24 protein-coding genes are annotated in these 23996 nt (G+C 49.2%); 11 read left to right on the top strand and 13 right to left on the bottom strand.

All coding sequences use genetic code 11. From position 1 onward, the window contains the following. Positions 1 to 40: 40 nt before the first annotated feature. The 4 genes from BRW63_RS09235 to BRW63_RS28230 all read left to right on the top strand — a co-directional run bounded on the left by BRW63_RS09235 (position 41) and on the right by BRW63_RS28230 (position 5310). Positions 41 to 2269, top strand: a complete 2229-nt coding sequence (locus BRW63_RS09235) for a phosphoketolase family protein (protein WP_073070609.1) — start codon at positions 41 to 43, stop codon at positions 2267 to 2269. 227 nt (positions 2270 to 2496) lie between these two features. Beyond that, a complete protein-coding gene (locus BRW63_RS09230; RefSeq protein WP_073070608.1) occupies positions 2497 to 3462 on the top strand; it encodes a glycosyltransferase family 2 protein in 966 nt (321 codons plus the stop codon). 169 nt (positions 3463 to 3631) lie between these two features. Beyond that, positions 3632 to 4684 (top strand): amino acid ABC transporter substrate-binding protein, encoded by a 1053-nt coding sequence (locus tag BRW63_RS09225; RefSeq protein WP_073070607.1) that lies wholly within the window; start codon positions 3632 to 3634, stop codon positions 4682 to 4684. A 485-nt stretch (positions 4685 to 5169) separates the two neighbouring features. After that, positions 5170 to 5310, top strand: coding sequence for a hypothetical protein (locus BRW63_RS28230; protein WP_181314338.1), 141 nt, complete (start codon positions 5170 to 5172; stop codon positions 5308 to 5310). An 81-nt stretch (positions 5311 to 5391) separates the two neighbouring features. On the opposite strand, the gene BRW63_RS09220 is transcribed toward BRW63_RS28230, so the two are convergent. The 6 genes from BRW63_RS09220 to holA all read right to left on the bottom strand — a co-directional run bounded on the left by BRW63_RS09220 (position 5392) and on the right by holA (position 10365). Further along, entirely contained in the window at positions 5392 to 6021 is a 630-nt protein-coding gene (locus BRW63_RS09220; RefSeq protein WP_106253943.1) for a fasciclin domain-containing protein, read from the bottom strand. Positions 6022 to 6115: 94 nt separating this feature from the next. Then, positions 6116 to 6844 carry an amino acid ABC transporter ATP-binding protein gene (locus tag BRW63_RS09215; protein ID WP_073070606.1) on the bottom strand — a complete coding sequence of 243 codons (729 nt, stop codon included), beginning with the start codon at positions 6842 to 6844 and terminating at the stop codon, positions 6116 to 6118. Positions 6845 to 6887: 43 nt separating this feature from the next. Further along, the gene (biuH, locus tag BRW63_RS09210; protein WP_073070690.1) at positions 6888 to 7580 is read right to left on the bottom strand and encodes a biuret amidohydrolase; all 693 of its coding nucleotides are present in this window, start codon (positions 7578 to 7580) and stop codon (positions 6888 to 6890) included. Between the two features lie 10 nt (positions 7581 to 7590). Continuing rightward, positions 7591 to 8751 carry a formamidase gene (locus tag BRW63_RS09205; protein ID WP_244913171.1) on the bottom strand — a complete coding sequence of 387 codons (1161 nt, stop codon included), beginning with the start codon at positions 8749 to 8751 and terminating at the stop codon, positions 7591 to 7593. 4 nt (positions 8752 to 8755) lie between these two features. After that, positions 8756 to 9250 (bottom strand): DUF4168 domain-containing protein, encoded by a 495-nt coding sequence (locus tag BRW63_RS09200; protein ID WP_181314337.1) that lies wholly within the window; start codon positions 9248 to 9250, stop codon positions 8756 to 8758. A 131-nt stretch (positions 9251 to 9381) separates the two neighbouring features. Next, the gene (gene holA, locus BRW63_RS09195) at positions 9382 to 10365 is read right to left on the bottom strand and encodes a DNA polymerase III subunit delta (protein WP_073070604.1); all 984 of its coding nucleotides are present in this window, start codon (positions 10363 to 10365) and stop codon (positions 9382 to 9384) included. Between the two features lie 206 nt (positions 10366 to 10571). On the opposite strand from holA, the gene BRW63_RS09190 reads away from it, so the two are divergent. Then, entirely contained in the window at positions 10572 to 11354 is a 783-nt protein-coding gene (locus tag BRW63_RS09190; protein WP_073070603.1) for a DUF1868 domain-containing protein, read from the top strand. A 225-nt stretch (positions 11355 to 11579) separates the two neighbouring features. Here the strand turns inward: BRW63_RS09190 and BRW63_RS09185 are convergent, their stop codons facing one another. Further along, on the bottom strand, positions 11580 to 12182 hold the full coding sequence (locus tag BRW63_RS09185; RefSeq protein WP_073070602.1) for a hypothetical protein: 603 nt from the start codon (positions 12180 to 12182) through the stop codon (positions 11580 to 11582). 163 nt (positions 12183 to 12345) lie between these two features. Between BRW63_RS09185 and leuC the strand changes: the two genes are divergently transcribed. Together leuC and BRW63_RS09175 are read left to right on the top strand one after the other, a co-directional pair. Further along, the gene (leuC, locus tag BRW63_RS09180) at positions 12346 to 13749 is read left to right on the top strand and encodes a 3-isopropylmalate dehydratase large subunit (protein ID WP_073070601.1); all 1404 of its coding nucleotides are present in this window, start codon (positions 12346 to 12348) and stop codon (positions 13747 to 13749) included. 306 nt (positions 13750 to 14055) lie between these two features. Then, positions 14056 to 14346, top strand: a complete 291-nt coding sequence (locus tag BRW63_RS09175) for a hypothetical protein (RefSeq protein ID WP_073070600.1) — start codon at positions 14056 to 14058, stop codon at positions 14344 to 14346. Between the two features lie 154 nt (positions 14347 to 14500). Here the strand turns inward: BRW63_RS09175 and BRW63_RS09170 are convergent, their stop codons facing one another. Then, positions 14501 to 15064: a GNAT family N-acetyltransferase gene (locus tag BRW63_RS09170; protein WP_073070599.1), complete on the bottom strand. Its 564-nt coding sequence runs from the start codon at positions 15062 to 15064 to the stop codon at positions 14501 to 14503. Between the two features lie 314 nt (positions 15065 to 15378). On the opposite strand from BRW63_RS09170, the gene BRW63_RS09160 reads away from it, so the two are divergent. Further along, complete coding sequence (locus tag BRW63_RS09160) at positions 15379 to 15615, top strand: type II toxin-antitoxin system Phd/YefM family antitoxin (RefSeq protein ID WP_073070597.1); 237 nt, start codon at positions 15379 to 15381, stop codon at positions 15613 to 15615. Positions 15616 to 15925: 310 nt separating this feature from the next. Here BRW63_RS09160 and BRW63_RS09155 read toward each other — a convergent pair whose 3' ends face one another. Continuing rightward, positions 15926 to 16270, bottom strand: coding sequence for a hypothetical protein (locus BRW63_RS09155; RefSeq protein ID WP_073070596.1), 345 nt, complete (start codon positions 16268 to 16270; stop codon positions 15926 to 15928). A 231-nt stretch (positions 16271 to 16501) separates the two neighbouring features. On the opposite strand from BRW63_RS09155, the gene BRW63_RS09145 reads away from it, so the two are divergent. Both BRW63_RS09145 and BRW63_RS09140 read left to right on the top strand, forming a co-directional pair. Beyond that, entirely contained in the window at positions 16502 to 17032 is a 531-nt protein-coding gene (locus BRW63_RS09145) for a response regulator transcription factor (protein ID WP_083582787.1), read from the top strand. Positions 17033 to 17250: 218 nt separating this feature from the next. Beyond that, positions 17251 to 18864, top strand: a complete 1614-nt coding sequence (locus tag BRW63_RS09140) for a DUF3352 domain-containing protein (protein WP_073070593.1) — start codon at positions 17251 to 17253, stop codon at positions 18862 to 18864. Positions 18865 to 19184: 320 nt separating this feature from the next. On the opposite strand, the gene map is transcribed toward BRW63_RS09140, so the two are convergent. The 4 genes from map to BRW63_RS09120 all read right to left on the bottom strand — a co-directional run bounded on the left by map (position 19185) and on the right by BRW63_RS09120 (position 22407). Next, positions 19185 to 19946: a type I methionyl aminopeptidase gene (map, locus tag BRW63_RS09135; RefSeq protein WP_073070592.1), complete on the bottom strand. Its 762-nt coding sequence runs from the start codon at positions 19944 to 19946 to the stop codon at positions 19185 to 19187. A 223-nt stretch (positions 19947 to 20169) separates the two neighbouring features. Further along, the gene (locus tag BRW63_RS09130) at positions 20170 to 20634 is read right to left on the bottom strand and encodes a BON domain-containing protein (RefSeq protein WP_073070591.1); all 465 of its coding nucleotides are present in this window, start codon (positions 20632 to 20634) and stop codon (positions 20170 to 20172) included. 98 nt (positions 20635 to 20732) lie between these two features. Next, entirely contained in the window at positions 20733 to 21779 is a 1047-nt protein-coding gene (locus BRW63_RS09125) for a YsnF/AvaK domain-containing protein (RefSeq protein ID WP_073070590.1), read from the bottom strand. 208 nt (positions 21780 to 21987) lie between these two features. Further along, positions 21988 to 22407 (bottom strand): hypothetical protein, encoded by a 420-nt coding sequence (locus tag BRW63_RS09120; protein WP_073070589.1) that lies wholly within the window; start codon positions 22405 to 22407, stop codon positions 21988 to 21990. A 310-nt stretch (positions 22408 to 22717) separates the two neighbouring features. Here BRW63_RS09120 and BRW63_RS09115 point away from each other — a divergent pair, with 310 nt between their 5' ends. After that, positions 22718 to 23761 carry a YihY/virulence factor BrkB family protein gene (locus tag BRW63_RS09115; RefSeq protein ID WP_073070588.1) on the top strand — a complete coding sequence of 348 codons (1044 nt, stop codon included), beginning with the start codon at positions 22718 to 22720 and terminating at the stop codon, positions 23759 to 23761. The last annotated feature ends 235 nt before the right edge of the window (positions 23762 to 23996 follow it).

Below are 23996 nucleotides of genomic sequence, written 5' to 3'. Positions count from 1 at the left end.
GAGTTTAAGCACTCGCTCATCGCAGTAAGGTATCACCAGCATGACCGCCGTAACCTCAAATCCTCAATCCGCCGCGCCTGCTTTCTGTGAAGGCATTCAACATTTTGGTGACTCGCTCCCCGGTTTTGATCAATATGGGAAAACCCCCACGATCGCCCCAGGCAAAACCGCGATCGCTGACCCCACTGATTTAACGGCGGTCTATCAGACTCTGCTCACAGCGGATGCGTTGCGCTATCTAATCCTGCAAGTGACCGCAAGTAAAGCTTCAGGGCACCCCGGCGGGTTTGCCAGTCAAGCCGAAGCCTATGCAGCGCTAGTGATGTTGGGTCACAAAAACATCCTGACCGAGGTGGGGCACCACGCGCCCGGTTTTTATAGCGCCATGTTTTTAGACCGATCGCTCGAAGATATGGGCATTCAGACCGTGCAGCAGTTGCGCGATCGCTTCCGCGAAAAACACGGATTACTCGGACATCTCTCTGGCTTCATTCCGGGAATTTTGGCCCCAGCAGGCCCTTTAGGTCAGGGGCAACACTTTGCAATGGCAGCCGCGACGCTGCACCGCGATAAGCTGTTTCCCTTTACCGTCGGCGATGGGGGGTTAGGTGAGCCTTATATTGTGAGCGCGATCGCCCACTTCCATACTGCCTATCCAGAGGTGACAAATTTCTTGCCTGTGTTGGTCTGGAACGGCTATTCACAAGAGCATCACAGCATGGTGTCTACCAAATCTAATGACGAGATGATTGCCTATTGGAAGGGCAACGGCTTTGAGAACGTGGTAATGGTTGATGCTAAAGACTTTGATGACCAAAACCAGCCGGGAGCTTATGTAGACAGCACCGCGTTCTCGTTTGAGCAGCGTCTTCAGTTTACAAAGTCGGTTCTGACTTCTATGAATGAGGCTGCTCGTTCTGCCTTGGGCGGCAAGCTGACGGTCTTTATCATCAAGCAGCTTAAGGGCGCAGGGATGCACGCGAGAGGCGCAAAATCTCACAACCTCTACGCTCAACACACGTTAGACAATCCCGATATTATTGCAGCGCTCAAAGCCCGTGCCCTCACACCCGAAGCGTGGGAACTTGTGCGAACCAACTGCGAACGGGCAGGCGGCGGCCCCGCAAGCAAAACGGCTGTGACCGAATCGGTGTTGCCCTTGCCCGATTTGGGACAGTTGCCGCTAGAAGAATTCACCGTCGGCGGCGATCCTAAAGTCTCAACGACGGCTATGGGTAAGCTGGTTGGCTATGTCGGCAACGTCGATCGTGCCTTCACAGTCACCAACGCAGACGGCAACGAAGCCTCTGGAATCGCCAACATCAACCAGGCATTGCGAATTATTCACCCCGTTGAAGACGCGCTCTATAACCAAGCCCCTAAAGGACAGGTCTACGAGCCTTTGAGTGAAGATGCCTGTGCAGGTTTGGCAGCCGGGTTAGCGCTGATGGGTTCTCGATCGCTCTGGTGTTCTTACGAATCGTTTGCGATCAATGGCTTACCAATTTGGCAAACTGTCACTCAGGCAATGGCAGAATTGCGCCGTCCCACGCCGTCTACGATGACGCTGTTTACGGCAGGGGCGCTAGAGCAGGGGCGCAACGGCTGGACTCATCAACGTCCTGAAATCGAAGCTTATTTTGCAGCAATGATGCGGAACGGCAATGTCTTTCCGCTGTTTCCGCCCGATGCCAATAGCATTCAGGTTTGCTATGACTGGGGGCTGACGACGAAAAATAAGGGCATTGTGATTACGTCAAGTAAATCGCCGCTTCCGATTCACACGACCTTTGAGCAAGCGCGTCAGGCGTTGAAGGATGGCGCGATCGTGCTTAAAGAAATGCCCAGCGCTGAAAGTGCAAATGCTAAAACCGTGGTGTTTGCCGCCGTCGGTGACATGGTTCTGATTCCGGTGCTCGAAGCGGCAGCGCATCTCGAAGCGGAAGGCCTATCCGTGCGAGTCGTATCAGTTGTGAATCCTCGTCGTCTCTATCGCGCTCATGATGTCGCCTGGGATCTCTGCTCAGAGCCAGACGGTGAGTTTCTAGACGATGCCAAGTTTGAGGCGATGTTTGGCGGCGATGTGCTGATTGGAGTGACGGGCGGCGCAAGTGGAATGCTAGAGCCGATCATGCTGCGAAGCACTGCCAAGCGCGATACATTCTCTTGGAAGCGAGGCGAAACCACTGCCAGCGCGGGTGAATTAATGGCAGTCAACGGCATCACTGCCGAAGCATTGGCAAAACGGGCACTAGCGTTGGCGCACTAAATTTTGGGTTGCAGAATGGGATGAAATGGCTGTAGGGGTAGTGCCCCCGTGCCTACCCCTGACGGAGGGCAACCACGGGGGATTGCCCCTACAAATCACCCCTCTATCTAGCAACGTCTAAATTTCTTCCGAAGTCGGTATTGTTAGAATTCTGGGGCGATCGTTAAGATGTGGGTTTCACACGCTGCACGATCGCTCCTTTTTTGTTCCAATGTGGTGCACCAGATATGTTGCCAACCTACTCGCTGATCGTCCCTATCTATAACGAAGAAGCCACGATTCATGAGCTTTATCGTCGGGTCAGTTCTGTGATGAATCGACTAGATGCCACTGCCGAATTAGTGCTGATTAACGATGGAAGTCGAGACCGATCGTTGCCGCTAATTCGGGAGCTACACCAGCAAGATTCACGCGTTTGCTATCTGAGTTTGGCTCGCAATTTTGGTCATCAAATCGCGGTGACTGCTGGGTTAAACTTCGCACGAGGTCAGGTGATTGTGATTTTAGATGCCGATCTGCAAGACCCACCCGAACTGATTCCCGGAATGGTCGAGAAATGGCGACAAGGCTATCAGGTGGTTTACGCTCAACGCACCCAACGCCGCAAAGAAGGCTGGTTTAAGCGCTTGACCGCCTATACGTTTTACCGATTGTTAAAGAACCTGGCAGATGTTGACATTCCCACAGACACAGGTGATTTTTGTTTGCTCGATCGGCAAGTGGTGGACTTGCTGAACACGATGCCAGAACGAAATCGATATCTCCGAGGGTTACGATCGTGGGTCGGATTCTCACAAACCTCGGTCAAGTTCGATCGCGATCCACGATTTGCGGGTGATGTGAAATATACATTTAGTAAATCATTTGGGCTGGCAGTTAACGGATTGGTTTCGTTTTCTAAAGTGCCGCTTCGCATCTCAACCTATGTCGGATTGTTTTCGGCAGTGGTGGCGCTAGTGATGGCAATTTTAGTGCTCTATTGGCGAATTTTTGTGCCGCATTCACCCGTGACTGGACTTGCCACGATTATTGTCGCGATTTTCTTTCTCGGTGCGGTGCAGCTCGTCAGCATTGGCATTCTCGGTGAATATATTGGACGAATTTATGAAGAGGTAAAAAACCGCCCCCTTTATACCCTTGGAGAAGTCGCGGGATTTGAGCGACAGCCAGCGGAAACGAGTCGCTCGCGCTAAGAATTCTGGATTAAATAAGGTGGCACAGCCGTCTCGTCTCGTCTCGGCTGTTTAAGTCAGGCAAGATGCCCGACCCACTCTCGGAGTTATTTAATCCACGATCATAAAAGTTACGCAATTGTCCAGAAAGGACTACAATAACTCCGCTACTTGTCCATTTAAACAAACTATGATGCGATCGTCGTCCCCGTTCCTAGTCGCTTTGCTAGTTTTATCGTTAACGGCTTGCAGTGACTCGCCGACGGGTCAGGGTGGAGGTAGCACCGCGCCAAAAGGACGACTCGCTACGGTTGTCAGCCGAGGAAAACTCGTGTGCGGGGTCAGTGGAGAACTCCCCGGATTTAGTTTTGTCGGCAAAGACGGCAAATATTCGGGGCTAGACGTAGATGTGTGTCGAGCGATCGCCGCCGCCGTCTTCAACAACGCTGATGCCGTTGAATATCGCAACCTCAACGCCAAAGAACGCTTCACCGCCGTGCAAACGGGTGAAGTCGATATTCTCAGCCGCAATACAACCTGGACAATGAGCCGTGACACCTCCGTCGGCTTAGAATTTGCACCCGTCGTCTTCTATGACGGTCAGGGAATCATGGTCAAAAAAGCAAGCGGCATCAAAACTTTAGCCGATCTCAAAGGCAAATCGATCTGCATCCAGACGGGCACCACGACTGAGCAAAACCTGACCGATCAGATGCGAAAACGCAGCATTCCCTATACGCCCGTTGTGTTTGAGGATGTGAATACCACCTTCGGAACTTACGCCGAGGGGCGATGTGAAGGAGTCACCGCCGATCGCTCTCAGTTAGTTTCTCGTCGCACAACGCTACCCAAACCCGCCGATCACGTCATTTTAGAAGAACCTTTATCTGAAGAGCCACTAGCCCCTGCGGTTGCCGATGGCGACGCTGCCTGGAGCAATCTAGTGAGATGGACGGTGTTTACTCTAATCAAAGCTGAAGAACTGGGCGTAACTTCTCAAAATGTGACTCAGCAAGTGAACAGTCCCGATCCGACGGTGAAGCGGTTCTTAGGTTCGGAAGGTGACTTAGGCAAAGGAATGGGCGTAACGAATGACTTTGCAGTGCGAATCATTCAGCAGGGTGGAAACTATGGCGAAATTTACGATCGCAACCTCGGTGCTAAAACTAAGCTAAACCTACCTCGTGGGCAAAACAACCTCTCCACAAAAGGCGGATTGCTGCTCTCACCGCCGTTTAGATAAGGGCTACTCACGAATTCTCGCTGTCTCAGAAACACCCTAAATAACGTGAGTTCGACGAGTTTTTTTGCTTCGTTGTCAGCGGCTTCTGCCCCCTAAATCCCCCAATCTGGGGGACTTCAAGCCCAGAATTTAGGTTCAAAGTCCCCCAATTTTGGGGGATTTAGGGGGCAGCCCAGATTGGCAACCGTAGCGAAAAGCTTCATCGAACTCACGTTAAATAACCTGAGTTCGGGTTAAGCCGAAGGCTGAAATCCCCACTGCAAGTAGCTTGAGCCAAACAACCAGCTAGTAATCTTTTCTCAATAAGTCCTACTATTAAGAATATTCTCAACTGTGAGGCTTATTGACAAGAGCCTGATGTGGAGCATAGCAGCAAGGCACGGAAAATCAGGACTTCTGGCGATTTCTTATCCCGAACTCAGGTTAAATAAGTTAATCACCTTAGAATTGAGGTAGGACAAAGACTCCGCTAATTCAGGTTAACTATGGCTAACGCAGACGATCGTAAGAAGAGAATTATGGAGCATGTCGCTCGTAGTGTTGGAGACTTTAGCAAGGATTTGTCGCCGCGATCGATAGAACGCAAACAGCGCATTATGGATCACGTTCGCCGCACCCAAGGCTAATTGCATCTGCATTAATAAAGCGATCGCCCGCAGAAATGTTTAATCTAACGTCTCTACGGGCGATTCAGATTTAGCAGGTGACTATTTAGCTCTAGCCGATGGCAAAATCACTCTATCGATCACATGAATGACCCCATTGCTGGCTTTGATGTCTGCTTTAACAACCTTCGCATTGTTGACCATCACGCTACTGGTGCCAACTTTGACCATCACAGGGCTGCCTTCAACGGTCTTGACGTTTCCTGACTTGAGATTGGTAGAAAGCACTTCACCAGAAACGACGTGGTAAGTCAGAACTTTAACCAGTATCGCTTTGTTTTCAGGCTTGAGAAGTTCTTCAACCGTGCCTTTAGGAAGCGCAGCAAATGCGGCATCGGTAGGAGCAAACACGGTGAACGGCCCAGGACTCGATAAGGTTTCAACTAAACCAGCCGCTTTAAGAGCCGCCGTCAAAGTTTTAAACGAATCGTTTGTAGACGCGATTTCAACGATCGTCTTTTCGGAAGCCGTCATCGCTCCTGGAGCCGCGATCGGTGTGGGGCTAGAGACGGGTTCAGCAGTCTTTGTTGCTGGCGGAATTGTGGGCAGACTGATCGGAGCCGCCATCGGCATATCAGCAGCTTGGCTTGGATTTGGAACTACGAGCGCACCTAAGCTCAAGAATCCAGCAAGACTCAGCGTTTTCATTAGAGCGAAAGCTTTCAGGTTCATAGTGGCTAAACTCAGTTTACGAAGTGTGAACTTCTGTAATGACTTGTGAAGCCTATAACGAAATTTGACAAAGCACAATCGTAGCGGCGTGTAGTCAAAGAATTTGGGCCAGAAACTTTCGGGTGCGTTCTTCTTTAGGGTGCTGAAAGAAGTCGATCGGGCTTGCCGTCTCAACTAATAAGCCTTCATCCATCAGAATGATGCGATCGGCAACTTCTCGCGCAAACCCAACTTCGTGAGTGACCACAATCATCGTCATGCCCGATTCAGCCAGCGATCGCATTACGTCCAACACTTCGCGCACCATTTCAGGGTCTAGTGCGGAAGTGGGTTCGTCAAACAGCATAATTTTAGGCTGCATGGCGAGAGCACGAGCGATCGCGACTCGCTGCTGTTGCCCACCCGATAGCTGACCCGGATATTTCTGTGCTTGTTCAAGAATGCCGACTCGCTCCAAGAGTTGTAAAGCCACCTCTTCAGCCTTTGCCTTGCTCCATTTACGCACCCAAGTCGGGGCAAGAGTGACGTTTTGCAGCACCGTCAAATGAGGAAATAAATTAAACTGCTGAAACACCATGCCCACTTCTTGACGAATCTTGTCAATGTTTCGCAGGTCATCAGATAGCTCAGTGCCGTCGATTACGATTCGTCCTTGCTGATAGTCTTCTAGCGCGTTAAAGGTGCGAATAAACGTGGATTTGCCAGAGCCAGAAGGCCCCATAATCACCACAACTTCGCCTTGATCAACTGTCAAACTCACGCCGCGCAAAACCTGAAATTTGCCGTACCACTTATGAACATTTTCAGCAATCAGCATTGACATATCAGATTAAGGAGAAAAGAATTCGGCGATCGAGCGTTCATTCTCAGAATAACTTTTGAGTGATTGTTTTGATCAGCGCGACTGAATCGGCGATCGCACCAAATACGCCCCCTTGCATCTTTACCATTTTTAAGGCAGCCAGATGATTGTCATAGTCGGTTGCGCCTGTGCAGTCAGACAGCAAGAGACATTCATAGCCGCGATCGTTGGCATCGCGCATCGTTGTATGGACACAAACATCGGTTGTAATGCCCGTCAGCACAATGTTTTGAATGCCTTTACGCTTGAGCAACAAATCGAGATCCGTGGCATAAAACGAGCCTTTTCCAGGCTTATCGATCACGGCTTCTCCCGGCAATGGGGCCAGATCAGGAATAATCTCCCAACCCGGTTCACCCCGAACTAAAATCTTGCCGCACGGGCCCAAATCGCCAATGCCAGCGCCGATTTGCTGACTGCGCCACTGTTTGTTTTCGGGCAGATCAGACAAGTCGGGTCGGTGTCCCTCGCGGGTGTGCATGATGTGAAAGCCTTTGGCACGAGCTACTGAGAGCAGATGTTTGATTGGCTCGATCGGGGCCCGTGTCAGCGATAGGTCATAGCCCATGCGATCGACATACCCCCCGATTCCACAGAAATCGGTCTGCATGTCGATCACCAAAATCACCGTATTGTCGGGTCGCAAATCCCCATTGAAGGGATAGGGGTAGGGTTCAGCCTCTACATAACATCCCATAAACCACATCCTATAACTGGACTTTGCTCACTAAGGGGGCTGTTTCATAAGAACGGGTAGGTTCAGAAAAACCGCATGACGTGCCGTCTGTGTGAACTACCTGATCTTCCCAAGGCAAGCGATAACTGCCTTCTACCATATCTTGCATATAGGTGTAGGGGCAATCTTGGGCACCGCCTTTGACCGCGACATAGCCGCGATGCCCAAATTGATAGATATTATTTTCTACACCCCAAACGCGACGGGCTTCTTGCACCAGTTTTGGGCGCACCTCTCCGGTAATGATTTCGTCGGGGCGACCTGTGCCTGTGACTAGAGGAGTGCCGTCAAAATTAACGATCGTGCCTTCACCCATTGAGTCAAAGGTGCCATCACTGCCACACATGCAAACCGAAGCCGTATAAATCAGATTGCAGAAAGCGTTTGCCTGATTGGTGATATTCCAAGCGTGACGAATCGGTGCCGTGTAGCCCGCCGTGCGAATCATGATATCGGCTCCCTTATAAGCGCATTCTCTCGCCATTTCAGGAAACATGCCGTCGTGACAAATAATCAGCGCCAACGTGCTGCCATTGGGGCCTTCGCAGACAGGAATGCCCAGATTTCCGGGTTCCCACGGCTCTACAGGCACCCAGGGATGCAGCTTGCGATAGTAGAGCTTGATTTCTCCTTGATCGTCGATGATGATTCCACTGTTATAGGGATTGCCGTAGGGGTTGTGTTCCATAATCGAGAAACAACCCCAAATTTGGTTGTCTCGACAGGCGGCTTTAAACGCTGCGACTTCGGCACCTTCTAACCGACACATGATCGACGGATTGGTATCCATCGATAACCCGTGTAGAGAATATTCTGGAAACACGACCAGATCCATTGAGGGCAGATTGCGTCGAGCTTTGGCAACCAGGCTGCAAATGCGCTGTGTCTGCATTGCCAGATCGTCTGGCGTTACCACAGTCGGCAACTGTAGCTGCACCAGCCCTAAGACGACTCCATCTGACGATTTATTCAGTCCACCTAACCCGCTCATATGAGATCTCCGTATGCTTGCAATTTGATTTGCCCACACTAAAGGATCTACAGAATTGAGAGCGTTAATGGAGTGTGATTCAATACTTTTGGGTGTGAGGAGGTGAGCGATCGGCGAAACCGCATCACAGCGACTCAGCATCGGTCTATTTAATCAAACCTAGACGCTTTAGCTCTGCATTGATTTTTGCTTCCATTTCGGAGCGGGTTGACGGGTCAATCATTTGTCGTTGAAAGCTGTTGAACTCTTCCTGACTGAGCTTGTATTCCTTGTAGACGATCTCCCGTCTCTGAGCAGCAAACCCGGCACAGATCTCTCTAACCCGATCGCGCACATTGGCTTGAACCTGATCAACATTGCTGCAAACATTACTAGGCGCATTTCCGCCTGTTAGTTTCTTAACCTCTTCGTCGAGAGGTCTACGGGTGATTTCTAGCTTGTAGGCAGCTCTGACATAACGAGTGAAGGTCGGCTCTTGAGACTGAGCATAAGCGGCAGAATCAAACAGACGAGCGGTCTGACCCGATAGATTTGGAGCCAACCCCAAGAGAACACCCAGAGCAGAGAGGGTGCCCAATGTCAGCGATCGAGCCAGCATTTTGTTTAAGCGAGACGGTAAATGAGAGGCGCTGTTCATCATAGATAGTGTGACACTCCGAAAACTAGCACACGAGGGCGCTTTAATAATCATGAATTATTTTATGGGCAAGAAGTTCCACAAAATCGCGAGGTTTTAACTTTAATTGCTACAGGACTTTAAATCAGAGTGACTCAGGTCTTGAAGATTTGACAAAGCTCGATCGCTTTGGTCTGTAAGGTTGAAATTTCCTCTGCTCCGCGTTTCAGGCTAAATTCTAATTCAAGCAGTAATGGTAGCGTCTGTTGCAGTTGAGTCACCGAAATTTTGGCGAGTTCTTTTTGCAGAAAGTAAAGCTTTTTAGGATTGTTAAGTTCGGCGGCTTGAGCGATCGTGCGATCGTCTCGCTCTCCTGACTCCAGCATGACTTTAATCCACAAACGCTGCCGAAACTGCCCGATCAGCGTCGCCAAAATTTTGAGGGCAGGTTCGTTTTGACGCAGCAGTTCTGTGACTAGTTCCAACGCGCGATCGGTCTTGCCTTCGAGAATTGCTGCCACTAGCTGCAAGCTGTTTTGAGTGCTAGCGGTGATCAGAGGCGCGATCTCGTCCACGGTTAAAGGCTTTTTTGACTCGCCGCCCAAGAGTCGAATCTTTTCTAGATCACTATAGAGTTGCCGCGTGTTGTTGCCGATCGCTTCCGCTAAAAATTCGGCACTGTCTGCGTTCAGCTTGACTTCTAGTTCTCTAGCCACTTGCTGCACTTGCTTGATCAATAAATCGGTCTTCCAAGGCGGAATCGGTGAAAACTCTTGAATCGAGGCATATTTTTGCAGCAGTTTTGTAGATTTTAGCCGTCCGTCAGGTTTGCTCGAACTGGTCAACAGCAGCGTCGTCGTCTTGAGAATGGCGGGCAGCGTTCGTTCTAGCTCTGCCAGCAAGCTTTCTGAGCAGCGTTGAGCCAGGGTTGTTTCGACTAGCCACACAAAGCGATCGCCCGCTCCAAACGGCGGAGTCATGGCCTGGTTGAGTCCTTGAATCACCGCGTCAGGCTGGTCAGGCGAAATCTTGTCCACGTTAAAGCTCTCCCAGGTGGGGTCAAGCGTCTTTTCCTGTAACGTTTTGACGGCTTGGGCGATCGCGAAACTATCTTCTCCCCAATAAACGTAAATTGCCATACACCAGTTTTAGACGTGAGACTTTAGACTTTAGACTGAACAGCGTCCAGCGTCTAGCGGTTGAAGTCTTAAAGATTTTTTAAGACGATCCCCGGTTCGTAGGGTTGAGGAGAACTGCTGGAATCTCCCTAGAGCAAAGCGGCACTTTGCCGTTAGATTAAGGGTGGACTTTTAAACTGTCGATTTACAGCGCGAGGCGATCGAGATTGGACGAAAACTATCAGACCTACCTCAATCGGGTGATGCGGATGACGCTCCCAGACACCTACAGGTCGCAGGTGCAGCACATTCAAGAGTCGCCCAAGTTTCAACATCATCCAGATCACGGGTGGCAGACGACCGAGTTTCCGGGTTATAGCGTGGTGACTCCGTGTGGAGCAGCCGACCACGAAAATGCGGCTCTCTACGATCGTCTGACCACTTTTCAAGCGCAGTTGGTGCAGCAATTAGGCGAAAATCTGCTGCTTCCGGTGCCGCCAAAAAGCTTTCACATGACGTTGGCAGATTTGATTTGGGATAGTGCTTATCGTCATGCTAGCGAAAATCCTGACTTTGAAACTCAGTTGCGCGATCGCATGGCCATCAGCTTTAAACAGAGTCAACCGCTCTCTCAAAACAAACCACTTCGCTTTCAAGCCTTGGGGTTGATGGTGATGCCTCGTGCGATCGCGCTGTGTCTCGCTCCTACCGATGAGGAATCTTATGAGCGAGCGCTGAAACTGCGACGAGCGATTTACCAAAACCCGGAGGTGATCGCGATCGGCATTGAGCAGCAGTATTACTTTACGCCGCATATTACGCTGGGCTATTTTGGTGATGTTTCGGCAGCAGCAAACCCCGATCGTCGGGGTCAAACCTTAGATGAACTGAATCAGCAGTGGGTAGACGGTCAACCTCAAGCATTTTGCGTCTATCGGGCAGAGCTTCACAAGTTTGACAATATGGCTCACTATTATCGCGAGTCAGACTGGGCGACTTTTAAGTTTTGAGTTGTGATATCTCCTCAAGATACAAGGGGGCAGAAGCCGCTGAGAACAAAGCGAAAAAGCTCGTCGTAACGTGTTTTTAAAGCACGGGTCGGGGCTAGAAGGAACGATCGCAGAAGATTTTTTGAAATCATCCTGATTTATCCCCTCCACCCAGAATAGAGGAATGGTAGATGCACCCTGATTATTCACCCCGGCTTCACGGCTGGGGTTTTTTGTTTTTAAAGCTCAACGCATTGCGCCCATTGTGTTCTTCCAGGATAATTCTTTGCAAAGGACGATCAGGGCGCGTTCTTCGGCATCTCTAAAAAGCTTTGACTCGATCAATTCTTGCAAGACTTGGTGCGTCAGTTGAGTCGAAAACGTGCCGCCACAGTGCAGGAGGTGACTGTAGTAGCAAAATTGCGATCGTCGCTCTTGGTTGAGATGAAACTGATGAATCTCTGCGGGAGTCATCGTAGCCACGGGCGTATTCACAGGCACGACGACTCGCGGAATTCCTTGCACTCCATAGAATTCGCCATTGTGTTGATCAAGGCAACCTACGAGAACTGTCCAGAGTAATGTGCGCGTTTCGTTGATTAGATCGGGTGTGAAAAGCGGATCGGGTTCGCTCGACAGGCGAGGCCCCATATTCATAAACATCGGGTTGAGCAGTTGAGAATTATAGACAATGCCGATCGCCCAATGACGTTCTTCGGTTTCGAGCTTGACGAAGGTGCCAAACCCATAATCATCGGCTTTAGGAGCATCGATAAAATCCATCTCGTCATCCAACTGCACCACATAATCACAGTGGGAATTTGATTTGACTACTTTACCCAATCGCATAGTGATTCCTCTCGCACTCACTGGAATTGTACAGTGGTGAGAGTTTTTGTACTATAAATCTCATCGTTGCTGCGTCATTCATCCCTGACGAGGCGACTCGAACCCCGTAACTTGTGCGGTAGAATCTAGACTTAAGCTTTTGTATCAGTCACAACAAAACGCCATGAGTAAAGGGACGCTGTTCGATAAAGTTTGGGATGCACACACAGTCGGAACTTTGCCTTCGGGTCAGACTCAGCTTTTTATTGGGCTACACCTGATTCACGAAGTCACCAGCCCTCAAGCGTTTGCGATGTTGATAGAACGCGGACTCAGCGTATCTTTTCCAGAACGGACGATCGCCACAGTTGATCACATCGTTCCGACTGAAGATCAAACGCGCCCCTATGCTGACTCACTCGCAGAAGAGATGATGCAAGCGTTAGAAAAAAACTGCCAGGAGAACGGCATCACCTTCTATAACGTTGGGTCAGGCAGTCAAGGAATTGTGCATGTGATTGCCCCCGAACAGGGATTGACCCAGCCCGGAATGACGATCGCTTGCGGTGATAGCCACACGTCAACTCATGGGGCATTTGGCGCGATCGCGTTTGGCATCGGCACCAGTCAAGTTCGAGATGTGCTTGCCTCGCAAACGCTGTCACTCTCAAAGCTGAAAGTCCGTAAAATCGAGGTCAATGGGGCGCTGAAACCTGGAGTTTATGCCAAAGATGTGATTTTGCATATCATTCGCAAACTGGGCGTGAAGGGCGGTGTTGGCTACGCTCATGAGTTTGCAGGAACAACCTTCGAGCAGATGAACATGGAAGAACGGATGACCGTTTGCAATATGGCGATCGAGGGCGGTGCGCGCTGTGGATATGTGAACCCCGATCAGGTCACTTACGATTATCTTCGGGGGCGTGATTTTGCGCCTAAAGGCGATGATTGGGACAAAGCGATCGCGTGGTGGAACAATATTCGTAGCGATGCCGATGCCATTTATGATGATGTGATCGTTTTTGATGCGGCTGACATTGCTCCAACCGTTACCTGGGGTATTACTCCCGGTCAAGGTATTGCCGTAGATGAATCAGTTCCCACGCAGGATGGCATCGCCGAAGACGAGAGAGCGAGCGCCGAAGAAGCTTATCGCTATATGGATCTGGCTCCGGGTCAACCGATTCAAGGCACTAAAGTTGATGTCTGTTTTGTCGGCAGTTGCACCAATGGCAGAATCAGCGATTTGCGAGAAGCCGCGAAGTTTGCCAAAGGGCGACATGTTGCAAACGGTGTAAAAGCTTTTATTGTCCCCGGTTCAGAACGGGTGAAAAAACAGGCAGAAGCCGAAGGGTTACACGATATCTTTTTAACCGCAGGCTTTGAATGGCGAGAGGCCGGGTGTTCGATGTGTTTGGCGATGAACCCCGATAAACTGCAAGGTCGGCAACTCAGCGCCTCTTCGTCAAATCGCAACTTTAAAGGTCGTCAAGGCTCGTCGTCGGGACGGACTTTGTTGATGAGTCCGGCGATGGTGGTGGCGGCGGCGGTGACGGGTCAAGTGACCGACGTGCGCGAGTTGATCTAAACCTGGCGATTTGGGTGGAGGCGTAAAAGCGCGGAGGGCAACCATAGGAGATTTCCCCTACCCAAATCCTCTCTCCATTCAGCAATATCCAATCAGATTAGCGATCGCAGAGTCATGAAAGATGACGCGATCGCTGATTTTGTATTCATTATAGTCAATCAATTTAGGCCCGATATTGCGCTCTCATCTTCCTTTAAGCAAAGCCTTATCAAATCCACCCTTTCAGGTCAGCAAGATCTCAGATAAGTAGCCTTTAATCATAGTCAGGAATAGAACGACCCACTGACATTTTAAGGAGATTGAATCATGCGATTTTATAAACTTGCAACGGGCTTTATGTTAGCGATCGCTGCGACTGTAACGACACAATCCGCCGCTTTTTCTGCACAGGCATTCAACAATCCCACTCATCCGACGCTCGAAGAAGTTGCTGCACAAACTTCTAACACCACCCCCAACTCATCGCAGATGGTTTCATGCGCGTCACGATTTGACGATTCTAGTTTGACGAGCGAGGAGGTTGCTGCCATTCAATCTCCGAGAGTCTGTGACGTTAATATGCAAGCTGCAATCCCGGCTACTCAGGTTCAGAATTAGACTGAATTTAACCCGATCGCAAATCGACAAACCAAACCAGTGATCTGCAATTTGAGGCGTTGCGCGAGTAAGCAGCTTGTTAACTCAAACAACGCCATTAGCTCTATGACACTGAACAATGTTGTGATCTCCGTTTAGCATTGCAGATTTTGAATTAATAGCCCGGTTGTCTTCCCCATTCTTCTGCCAGCAAACTGAAGAGTAGCTGGTCATACAACACACCATCCAGTAATTGGTGCTGACGCAGACATCCATCTTGCTGGAATTCTAAAGATTTGAGTAGGGCGATCGAGGCTTGATTAAATGCCCCCGTATCGGCCATGACCTTATTTAACCCAACGACTTTAAACAAATAATTGAGCAGTAGCCACAAGCCTTCTTTTGTATAGCCTCGTTGTCGATAGTCTGCACCAGTGAAGTAACCTACTCCTGCCGATCGGTTTTTAGGGTTGAGGTTATACAAGCTAATCTCTCCGATAAACTGATTATCTGTCATGCGGCGAACTGCAAATATAGAGGGGATTTTCTCGTTAAACCGTCGCTGTCGTTCTTCTAAAGTAATGTGCTGGATTGCTTTAGAAGTTATAGAGGAGATATCAACTTGGCTTTTCCACCTATCTATAAACTCTAGATCGTCTGCTTGGAGTGGAGTTAGGCGTACACGAGAGCCATCTGGAATTGTCCACTTGAAATAGTTGAGCTTTTCTGGATCGAGCATATAGACTTACCCCTCACCAGCAATTTTACGCTAACTGAAGCTGGAACACCAACAAGTGAGCTTCGGTTATGTGCCTTTATCTAGTGTACGAGTTTGTTTAACTGCGATCGCTGAAATAGCGGAACTGATCAAGGTTGAGAGAGAAGGTGATGTTGAGTTTCCTTGCGTCAATTCAACCTACAAGATCGGCGATCGCACTATCGATGAGATGTCTAAAGCGGTAAAAGCCGGAATTGAGACAATTGCTCATAATAAGGGAGTATCTACAGCCAGCAGACATAATCTAGAGAGCATAGTTAGGTGGATAGAGGATTATGATTCCAGTCAATGAAGCTCAACAGCAGTTGCAAGATTTGATCGATTCGGTGAGCCTGTCCCATCAACCCATTGTGATTGTGGGACAGAGTAGCAATGCAGTGCTGTTGTCTGAAGCTGATTGGGCATCGGTGCAAGAAACACTATATCTCCTTTCAATTCCAGGGATGCGGGAATCGATTCGGGAAGGACTCGCAACACCGACCCAGGAATATAATCGGGAGTTGGAGTGGTGAGTTGGGAGTTGGTCTACACTAAACAGTCCGAGAGGCGAGAGTTTACCCGCGTCAATGTCCTGCTGAATCTGGGACCACGCTTCTCGATAGGTGATCCACGATCGCCCTCGCGTTAAGCCCACCACCTGGATCACTCCTTCATCCCCGTTTGGGTAATGAGGCGATGAGTAGCCAAGAAAGCGATGTCCTTCACCATCTACATCGAAGCTGTCCCACAACCGATCTCGGATAAATTCAAACAAACCATCATTGCGAGAATTAGGAGAAGTTGTCTGTTCTGGCGGCAACAGGTGGGAAGCATAATAATCCATCACGGTGTAGACCTGCCACCACACAACCCCGCGTTAGCGTGCGTGATCGGTGCCCAATTTTCGTCTACAACTCTGCCGATCCCAAGTTCGCCCAAAGGGCCAGGCAACGAATCAAACAGCTTGTTCCACAAAAAACCGAGTGAGATGACGGGCAGGTCGGCATCCCAATGATTGGTAAAAGCGAACCCTCTTCCGTTTGCGTGAAAGTTTGGGACACTGCGGCGGGCAGTACGGCGCAAGCGAATCTCAAGTTTCGCTTCATGTCCCTGTCCGCCTGAGTGCGTAATTTCCCAGTTTTCCGGTGCCCAGATGTGAAAAGTGTTGCCGTATTGAGATTCAATCAATGGGCTGTCCCAATGAATATAAAGTTCGCCGCTATTGGGAGCAACGATGTTGTAACGGACTCTACCTTCTGTACCCGTAATCGGCTCATTGAATGGACAATGTTTCCTTCGCCTTGAAAGCCCTTTCGTTCCCCTGGTTGAATGACTGACGGCGGAGTCCAATCGGGGGTATAGTCGCCATGCACAATTTCGTCACTAGAAAAGGTCAGCGTCGCATCCGATTCATTACGGATGAACACTTTCATTCTGATACGGCTCATCGGTTTTTCCTCTAGCGTGTTCGTCACGCCCCAAGCCGTAGTGTGGCTAGAAAGCTATTTTTCAAAACCCACTTGTTCCCTTCAACTTCCAGACCATTTGTGGTCGTGGGTCAAGCATCAAGTCACTGGTTTCACTAAAAACCCAGACCTGCCAAAGGCGTGTTTGCCGTTGCGAATCGAACAGGCTGGCAAGCAATTGGTAATTCGTTTAGTTGTCGAACAGCCTAGAGTGCAATACCTGCTTCTGCTGGAAGAACAGACTCTACCCTTGTTGAATTCGCTAGAACTACTGGGCTTGAGTCAGCGAGAAACTGAAGTTCTCTTTTGTGTGATGCAAGGCAGAGATAACAAAGCGATCGCACTCCAACTCAGTGTTCACAAAAGCACAGTCCGAAAGCACCTGGAAAGTATTTATTGCAAATTGGGAGTACAAAGTCGCACGGAAGCGATCGCACAAGCATTGGAAAAACTAGGATTTTTACATTCTTTGCCACTTAGCTGATGGTTCAATTGCAAAGCAATTTGCTTCAATGCTTCGAGATCAATAGGGGCGATCGCTCACAACTGTACGAATTAGCCAAAATCCTTCGCTGTGCTAACGCCAACATTGTAGGGAACTCTACGATCGTTCATCTTCCTGATTCAAACGTCCGAATTCGTTAAGTGTCAGGGTGATGTTAAATACAGCCGTAGTAATATTTGGAACGTTGAGGAAGCTAAATGTCTGTCAAAAAGTTGATTCTGCCTGCTGTGGCGGTGACTGCTCTTGCAGGAGGCGTGGCAGGATACTTTTATTTCAATGGGGCACCAGGAGATAGTGCAACGCCTTTAGGAATCGCCAAAGTGATTCCTGATCAAGCTTATATGGCAGCCTTCATCTCCACAGACGAAAAAAATTGGGCAAAGCTCAAGCAGTTTGGCACCCCAGAGGCTCAACAGGCAGTCGATAAAAGCGTTAAAGAATTCCAGCAAAAAGTGCTGACTGAATCTAACGTCGATGTAGACAAAGATCTAAAGCCCTGGATGGGCAATGTGATGGTGGCGATGATGCCTAGCACCAATGCTAAAGAGCCAAATGTGCTGATGGCGATCGCTATCAAAGACAAGGTAAGCGCCCTTAGCTTTGCCAACAAGCTTAAGAGCGACGCAAAAGTAAAAAGCACTGAGACCGACTATAAAGGGGTCAAAATCAGTGAAGTCGTGAGCGAAAAAAGTAAAAAGCCTAGTTACGCGGCAGTGCTAAAAGATTCTTATCTCGTGCTGTCGTCTGACAAAAAAGCAATTGAACAGTCGATCGAGACGCTTCAAGGTAGTCCCTCTTTTGCGACCAAGCCAGAAGCCGCACCGCTACTATCTCAAAGCGATGGAGAAGCCGTGGTTGCCCGCTTTTATCTGCCCGACTATGCCGGGATGGTGCAAGCCATGAGCGGCAGTTCTAGCGCGCCGCTGAACGCATCGACTTTAGAGCAGCTAAAGCGAGTCAAATCGATGGTCGGCAACGTCAGCATTGATGAGGTTGGGCTGCGTCTTAAAGGAGCGGTGAAGGTTGACCCACAGACGGCGATCGAGTTTAAGCCTTCTCCTGGCAAAGTGGTGGCTCAGTTCCCAACCGACACTTTCGCGCTCGTATCTGGCGCTAACCTGAGTTCTTATTGGAGCCAAGTTGTAACCCAATCCAAGGACAGCCCAGAGGCGAAACAGGTCATTGAGGCGATGCGAAGTGGCAGCCAAACGATCGGTCTTAACCTCGATAACGATATCTTTGGCTGGATGAATGGCGAGTTTGCGATCGGCATGATGCCACTCAATCAAGGCATGTTGGCACAGCTTGGATTTGGTGGAGCAATGGTGTTTAATACAAGCGATCGTAAAACCGCCGAAGCCACGTTAAGCAAGCTGGATACGATCGGGAAGAGTCAATCTCTGGCGATCGCTCAACGTGATGTCAACGGCAAAAAAGTCACCGAATGGCAAACGCCCCAAGGCGCTCTTTTGGGTCATGGCTGGCTAGATGACAACACCGTGTTTATTGCAATGGGTGATCAACTGGTGACTACGATGTCTAGTCAACCTAATCCTTCTTTAGAAACCAGCGATAGTTTCAAAGCGGTGACGGCTTCTCTGCCTAAGCAAAACATTGGTTACTTCTACATGGATATGGAAAAAACCATGACTTTGGTGAACAAAGTAACGCCCGTTTCTCAAAAGTCAGCCATGCAGCCAGAGACGACTGCAATTCTGAATTCGATTAAGGGTGTTGGTGGCACGACTACCCAGACCGATAAAACGACGAGCCAATTTGAGGCGGTGTTAGCACTTAAACCTGCAAAGTAGTCGCAATCATTCTGACCAAGGGTGTATTGGTCTTGGGCTAATGCACCCTTGGCTTTTGAACAGTTGCGATCGTCAGGATCAATGGCAAGAATTTTTTTATCCGCAGGTCTTGTCTCCACCTCCTGGCGATCGCTTACCCGTCTAAATATTACGTGAATTCGATGAAGCTTTTCGCTGCGGTTGCAAATCCGGGCTGCCCCCTAAATCCCCCAAAACTGGGGGACTTCAGTCCCAGAATTTAAGTTCAAAGTCCCCCAAACTGGGGGATTTAGGGGGCTGAAGCGCTGAAGAACGCAGCGAAAGAACTCATCGAACTGACATTAATGTTGGGTCAAAATCTCATAACCGCTAGCAGTGACGACTAACGTATGTTCACACTGGGCCGAGAGTTTACGGTCTTTTGTGAGCGCCGTCCACTTATCTTTCATCACCTCAACTTCCCAGGTGCCTTCGTTGATCATTGGCTCGATCGTAAACACCATCCCCGGACGCAGCTTTTTGCCAGTTCCTCGTTTGCCATAATGGGGCACTTGAGGGGCAGTGTGAAAAATATTGCTGATGCCGTGCCCTACAAAATCTCGAACTACCGAAAACCCCTGAGACTCTGCATATTCTTGAATAGCTGCGCCAATATCGCCGATTCTAGCGCCTGGCTTTACCTGCTCAATGCCTAATTGACGACATCGATCGGTCACTTCAACTAAGCGCTTTGCCAGGGGTGACGGAGTGCCGACAAAATACATTTTAGAGGTGTCGCCGTGATAGCCTTCGACAATTAGCGTTACGTCAATATTAATAATGTCGCCGTCTTTAAGAATTTGTCTAGCGTTAGGAATGCCGTGACAGACGACCTCGTTGACGCTCGTGCAAATCGACTTAGGAAACCCGTGATAGCCCAAAGGAGCGCTTTTTGCCCCATGAGCCTGAGTCCAGCGTTCGGCTTCGTCATTGAGCTTGAGTGTGCTAACTCCTGGGCGAACGAGGGGTTCTAGGTAGTCTAGTAACTCTGCTGCCAAGCGTCCGGCTCGGCGCATTTTTTCGATTTCACGGCTAGAGAGGAGGGTGATGACTTCTTGTTCCATATGGGTCTATTGTAGCTATCAAACAATAGATCGCTTTGTGACAAAAAGCTTAATTTTATACAAATAGTTTGGCGTTGCTGAATATGAGTCTAATCTGTCAAGGCTGGAACGTCTCTTGTCTCCTAGACACCCCAGTTCTGGGAAACTTTGAGATTCCGGTTCTCCCTAAAATTAGGGCAGGGAGGCAGTTTTTATCACTATTCAGCAATGCCGATTTAACCACTTATGGTTTAGCGGAAGGCTTGAGCGTTGCTTTAACTTGCACGTCGCGAACGCCTTTGATCTCTCTGGAAAGCTTATCAATCTTAGCCAGTTGATCTTGAGCAACCACCGTTCCAGAGACGGTAACCACGCCGTCTTTAGCGTCGATCGCTAACTGACTCGCAGGTAGGTTGGCTTCAAGCTTTGAGCTAACCTCGCTTTTAATTTGGGCATCGCTTCTGTTAGCACTGCCATCGTTGGTGGCGCTATTTCGCTGCTCGTTAGCCCGAATGTTAGAGTCAAGCTGTTTTCTGCGAGTCTCATTGGTGGCATCGGCTTGATTGGATTGGGCAGTAGATTTGTCTAAACTATCGCCAGCTTTAGCCGTAGTATCGGGTGCACTACTAGACGTTTTTGAAGCATCGCTACAAGCAACGCTGCCCAACATCAAGAGGCTGCTGAGTATCAGTAAAGTTATTTTGTTCATCGTTTTATTGCTTTTGAAACTAAACAATCCATTTGAAAAATGATGATCACTAGTAGGGGCACAGCAATGCCATGCCCTTATAGCAATCTGTCGCTTATCTAGATGCGATCGCGCCCTTCACGATTTTGAGTCGCATCCATATTGGGATGACCCTCTGTATCGACAGTGAGTTCTTCGCGACGCAGTGTTTCATTCACTTCGACGACTTCTCGATCGACCTCTTTGCGAAGGCTGACTTCTTCCCGCACAAAGGCTTCTTTGTGGACATCGGCAGTCTCTTCATAGACCTCAACTCGCATCGTCTCTCCGCCAAAATGGGCATCTTCAGGAGAGATGGTTGCACCTGCATCGGTTGGGGTGACTCGCTCAATCACCACCCGCTCTCGCTCGATCGGTACGGAAACTCGTGCTGTTTCAGTTTCGGTGTGTTTTCCGATCGAGACTTCGCCAGTTTTGACCCGATCTTTGTCCGCGATCAGCCGTTCTTCATAGAGCTTGACTGACTCTTGATCGGTCGTGTTGATCCGATCCTGGGCAACATCAGCCATCGGAGTCGCAACTCCTGCCCGCGTGTCGATGCGAGTGTCAGACTCGACAGCATCGGGAGCATCATAAATGCCCCAATTTTGAATGCCGCCTCGGTGAAGAACGGTTTCAGCACGAGCGATTTCAGCGTTATCGCCTTCGACCATCACCAAATATTCACCTCTAGAAACGCGATCGTTGTAGACTTTTGCCCGCTCTTCAGGAATGCCCAACCCGATCAGCGCACCACCTAACCCACCAGCTAACGCTCCGATCGCGCCGCCAGAAAGTGCTGTCACGAGAGCCGTTCCGGTCGCGCCTGCTAGCATAATAGGGCCAATACCAGGAATTGCCAGCAGACCTAAGCCCGTTAGCAAACCTGCAATTCCTCCCAAAACACCCCCAGTAGCCGCCCCTGCTTTTGCCCCTTCATCAGCTTTGTTGCCAATGCCACGACTGGTTTCTGCGCCGCTTAAATTGCCAGCGTCTCCGGCATCTTTAGCAACCACAGAAACGCGATCCATCGAAAATCCGCTAGCTCTTAAATCATGGAGCGCTTGCTCTGCCGCTTGGCGAGTCGGAAACGTTCCGACTGCTCGGTGATGAGTTCTTAAAACCATTTTTGTTCCTTCCTTATAAACTCAATGATGGAGTGACGATTGATACGGCCAACTACAATGTAAAAATTTTGGAATGCGATCGTCATTAGACTAGAGGAATAGCTGTAGGAATGCTAAATCTACGCTTGTAAATTGCACCCTTGGGTTCTGTAGAGACCTCTCTAAAAGTGCCTCTACAGAAAACCCGTAAAATCTTCAGCGTTAGACGTTAAACAACGCCTGTTCCTCGACCGCGCTGATCGCCTTCTTCGGTTAGATCGCCTTGACTGTTTTGATTGACTTCCTTCAGTTCTTCGGCACGAGCTGCTTTGTCTTGTTCAGCCTGTGCTCGTGCGTCACCTGGCTCTTCATAATACATTTCTGGCTCGACTGCGTAGTTGTTGAGCAGCCCTTCTTTATCAACCGTGTAGCCGTCAGTCGTGTGAATGCTTTGATTGTCGGTTTGATCGTCTGTAGAAGCGCTTGCCTCGCGTTCTTCGGTGGGGTGAGTCTTAAAGAGATTGCCTTCTCGCTCTCGACGCGCTGCTGTTTCGGCTGGAATAATATGAGCATCGTAGCTGTCTTCTTCAACGCGATCGGCGCTATCAGTCGTTACGTTTCTCTTTGGGTTGTTTTCTAAATTAGACATACTGTTAGTTCCTCATTAAAGCTAGTTTGTAACTTCGATGCCTAGATTACGGTTTTAGTAGTGTCAGTTACACTATCTTGAGGAATGGATTAATTCACAATACGTTCAGTTCCCTCTACCTTTAGAAATATCACTCTCCCGAATTCTGCCTCTCATAGGGCAATTACCGAATCATGTCAGGGCTTATCAATATTTCGTATAAATTACTTCTAACGGTAGGGGTAAACCTACTGACGTTTCCTGTAGATTTTGACAGTTGACTCGCTTCCTACTCAGTCTAAAAATATTTTTTGTATTAGGAACCTAGAATATGCGACTACAGGACGGTTTCAAGCTGATTAAAGACACTGCAACTGAATGGAATGAAGACAAGGTACCGCTTCTAGCCGCCGCACTCGCATACTATACGGTGTTCTCTCTAGCTCCTCTGTTGTTGATTGCGATCGCCATCGCTGGGTTCTTTTTTGGAGAAGAAGCAGCACGAGGGGAAATTATCGGACAGATTCAAGGCTTAGTGGGCAAAGAGGGTGCAGCAGCCATTCAAGCAATGATTCAGAATGCGAACCGACCGGGGTCAGGCAGCACGATCGCTACCATTACTGGAGTTGTCATTCTCTTATTTGGCGCTTCGGGTGTGTTTGGTCAACTGCAAGTTGCCCTCAACACTATTTGGGAGGTTAAGCCAAAGCCTGGAAACGGGATCAAAAGCTTTCTGCAATCTCGATTTTTGTCGTTTGCGATGGTGTTGGTGATTGGATTTTTATTGTTAGTCTCTTTAGTGTTATCGGCAGTTTTGGCAGCAATCTCAAGTTACTTTGGAAACTTAGTTCCAGGTTTTGTGATTGTGGGTCAGACTGTTAATTTTATTATTTCATTTGGCGTTATTACAGTTTTGATTGCATCGATTTACAAGTTTCTGCCAGACGTTGATATTCCCTGGAAAAATCTCTGGGTTGGCTCTGGTGTAACCGCATTATTATTTAACTTGGGTAAGTTTCTGCTGGGGCTTTATCTCGGCAACGGCAGTGTTGGTTCTGCTTATGGAGCGGCTGGATCGTTAGTCGTGTTGCTGATTTGGGTGTTTTATTCGGCTCAAATTTTGCTGTTTGGCGCAGAGTTCACACAGGTTTACTCTAAATATCGAGGGTTACCGATCGAGCCATCTAAGCACGCCGTCCGCGTTCCGAAGCAGTCAGACAACTCACCGGACAAGCCCTCTCACATCAAGCAATCCGCAATTAAAGCGCGTCGAACTCCCTACACGCAATATGCCCTTGGGTTACTCGGCTCTGTGATGACGATCGCAGGCATGCTGCGTAGAGAACCCCAGCGAAAACGGAGACGGGTTAGGTAGGTTACTACTCTAACTGAAATCTTGCAGCCTTCTGAGTCAGTCCGCTGACCCGCCCTGAACTGAAGTTCGAGCTAACGAGGGGAAAGTCTGTTGAAACGGACTGAAGAACTGGCGGGGACTCGCGTTTAGTCCGTTTTAACGGACTTGCTGCCATTAGCCCGAACTTTAGTTCAGGGTGGGAGAATGCCATGAACCACGGGTTCTCATCGTCTAGATGCCACAGGTGCAAGATCTA

This window comes from Phormidesmis priestleyi ULC007 (assembly GCF_001895925.1).
Lineage (GTDB): Bacteria > Cyanobacteriota > Cyanobacteriia > Leptolyngbyales > Leptolyngbyaceae > Phormidesmis_A > Phormidesmis_A priestleyi_A.
This window is presented reverse-complemented; position numbering and strand designations above follow the sequence as displayed.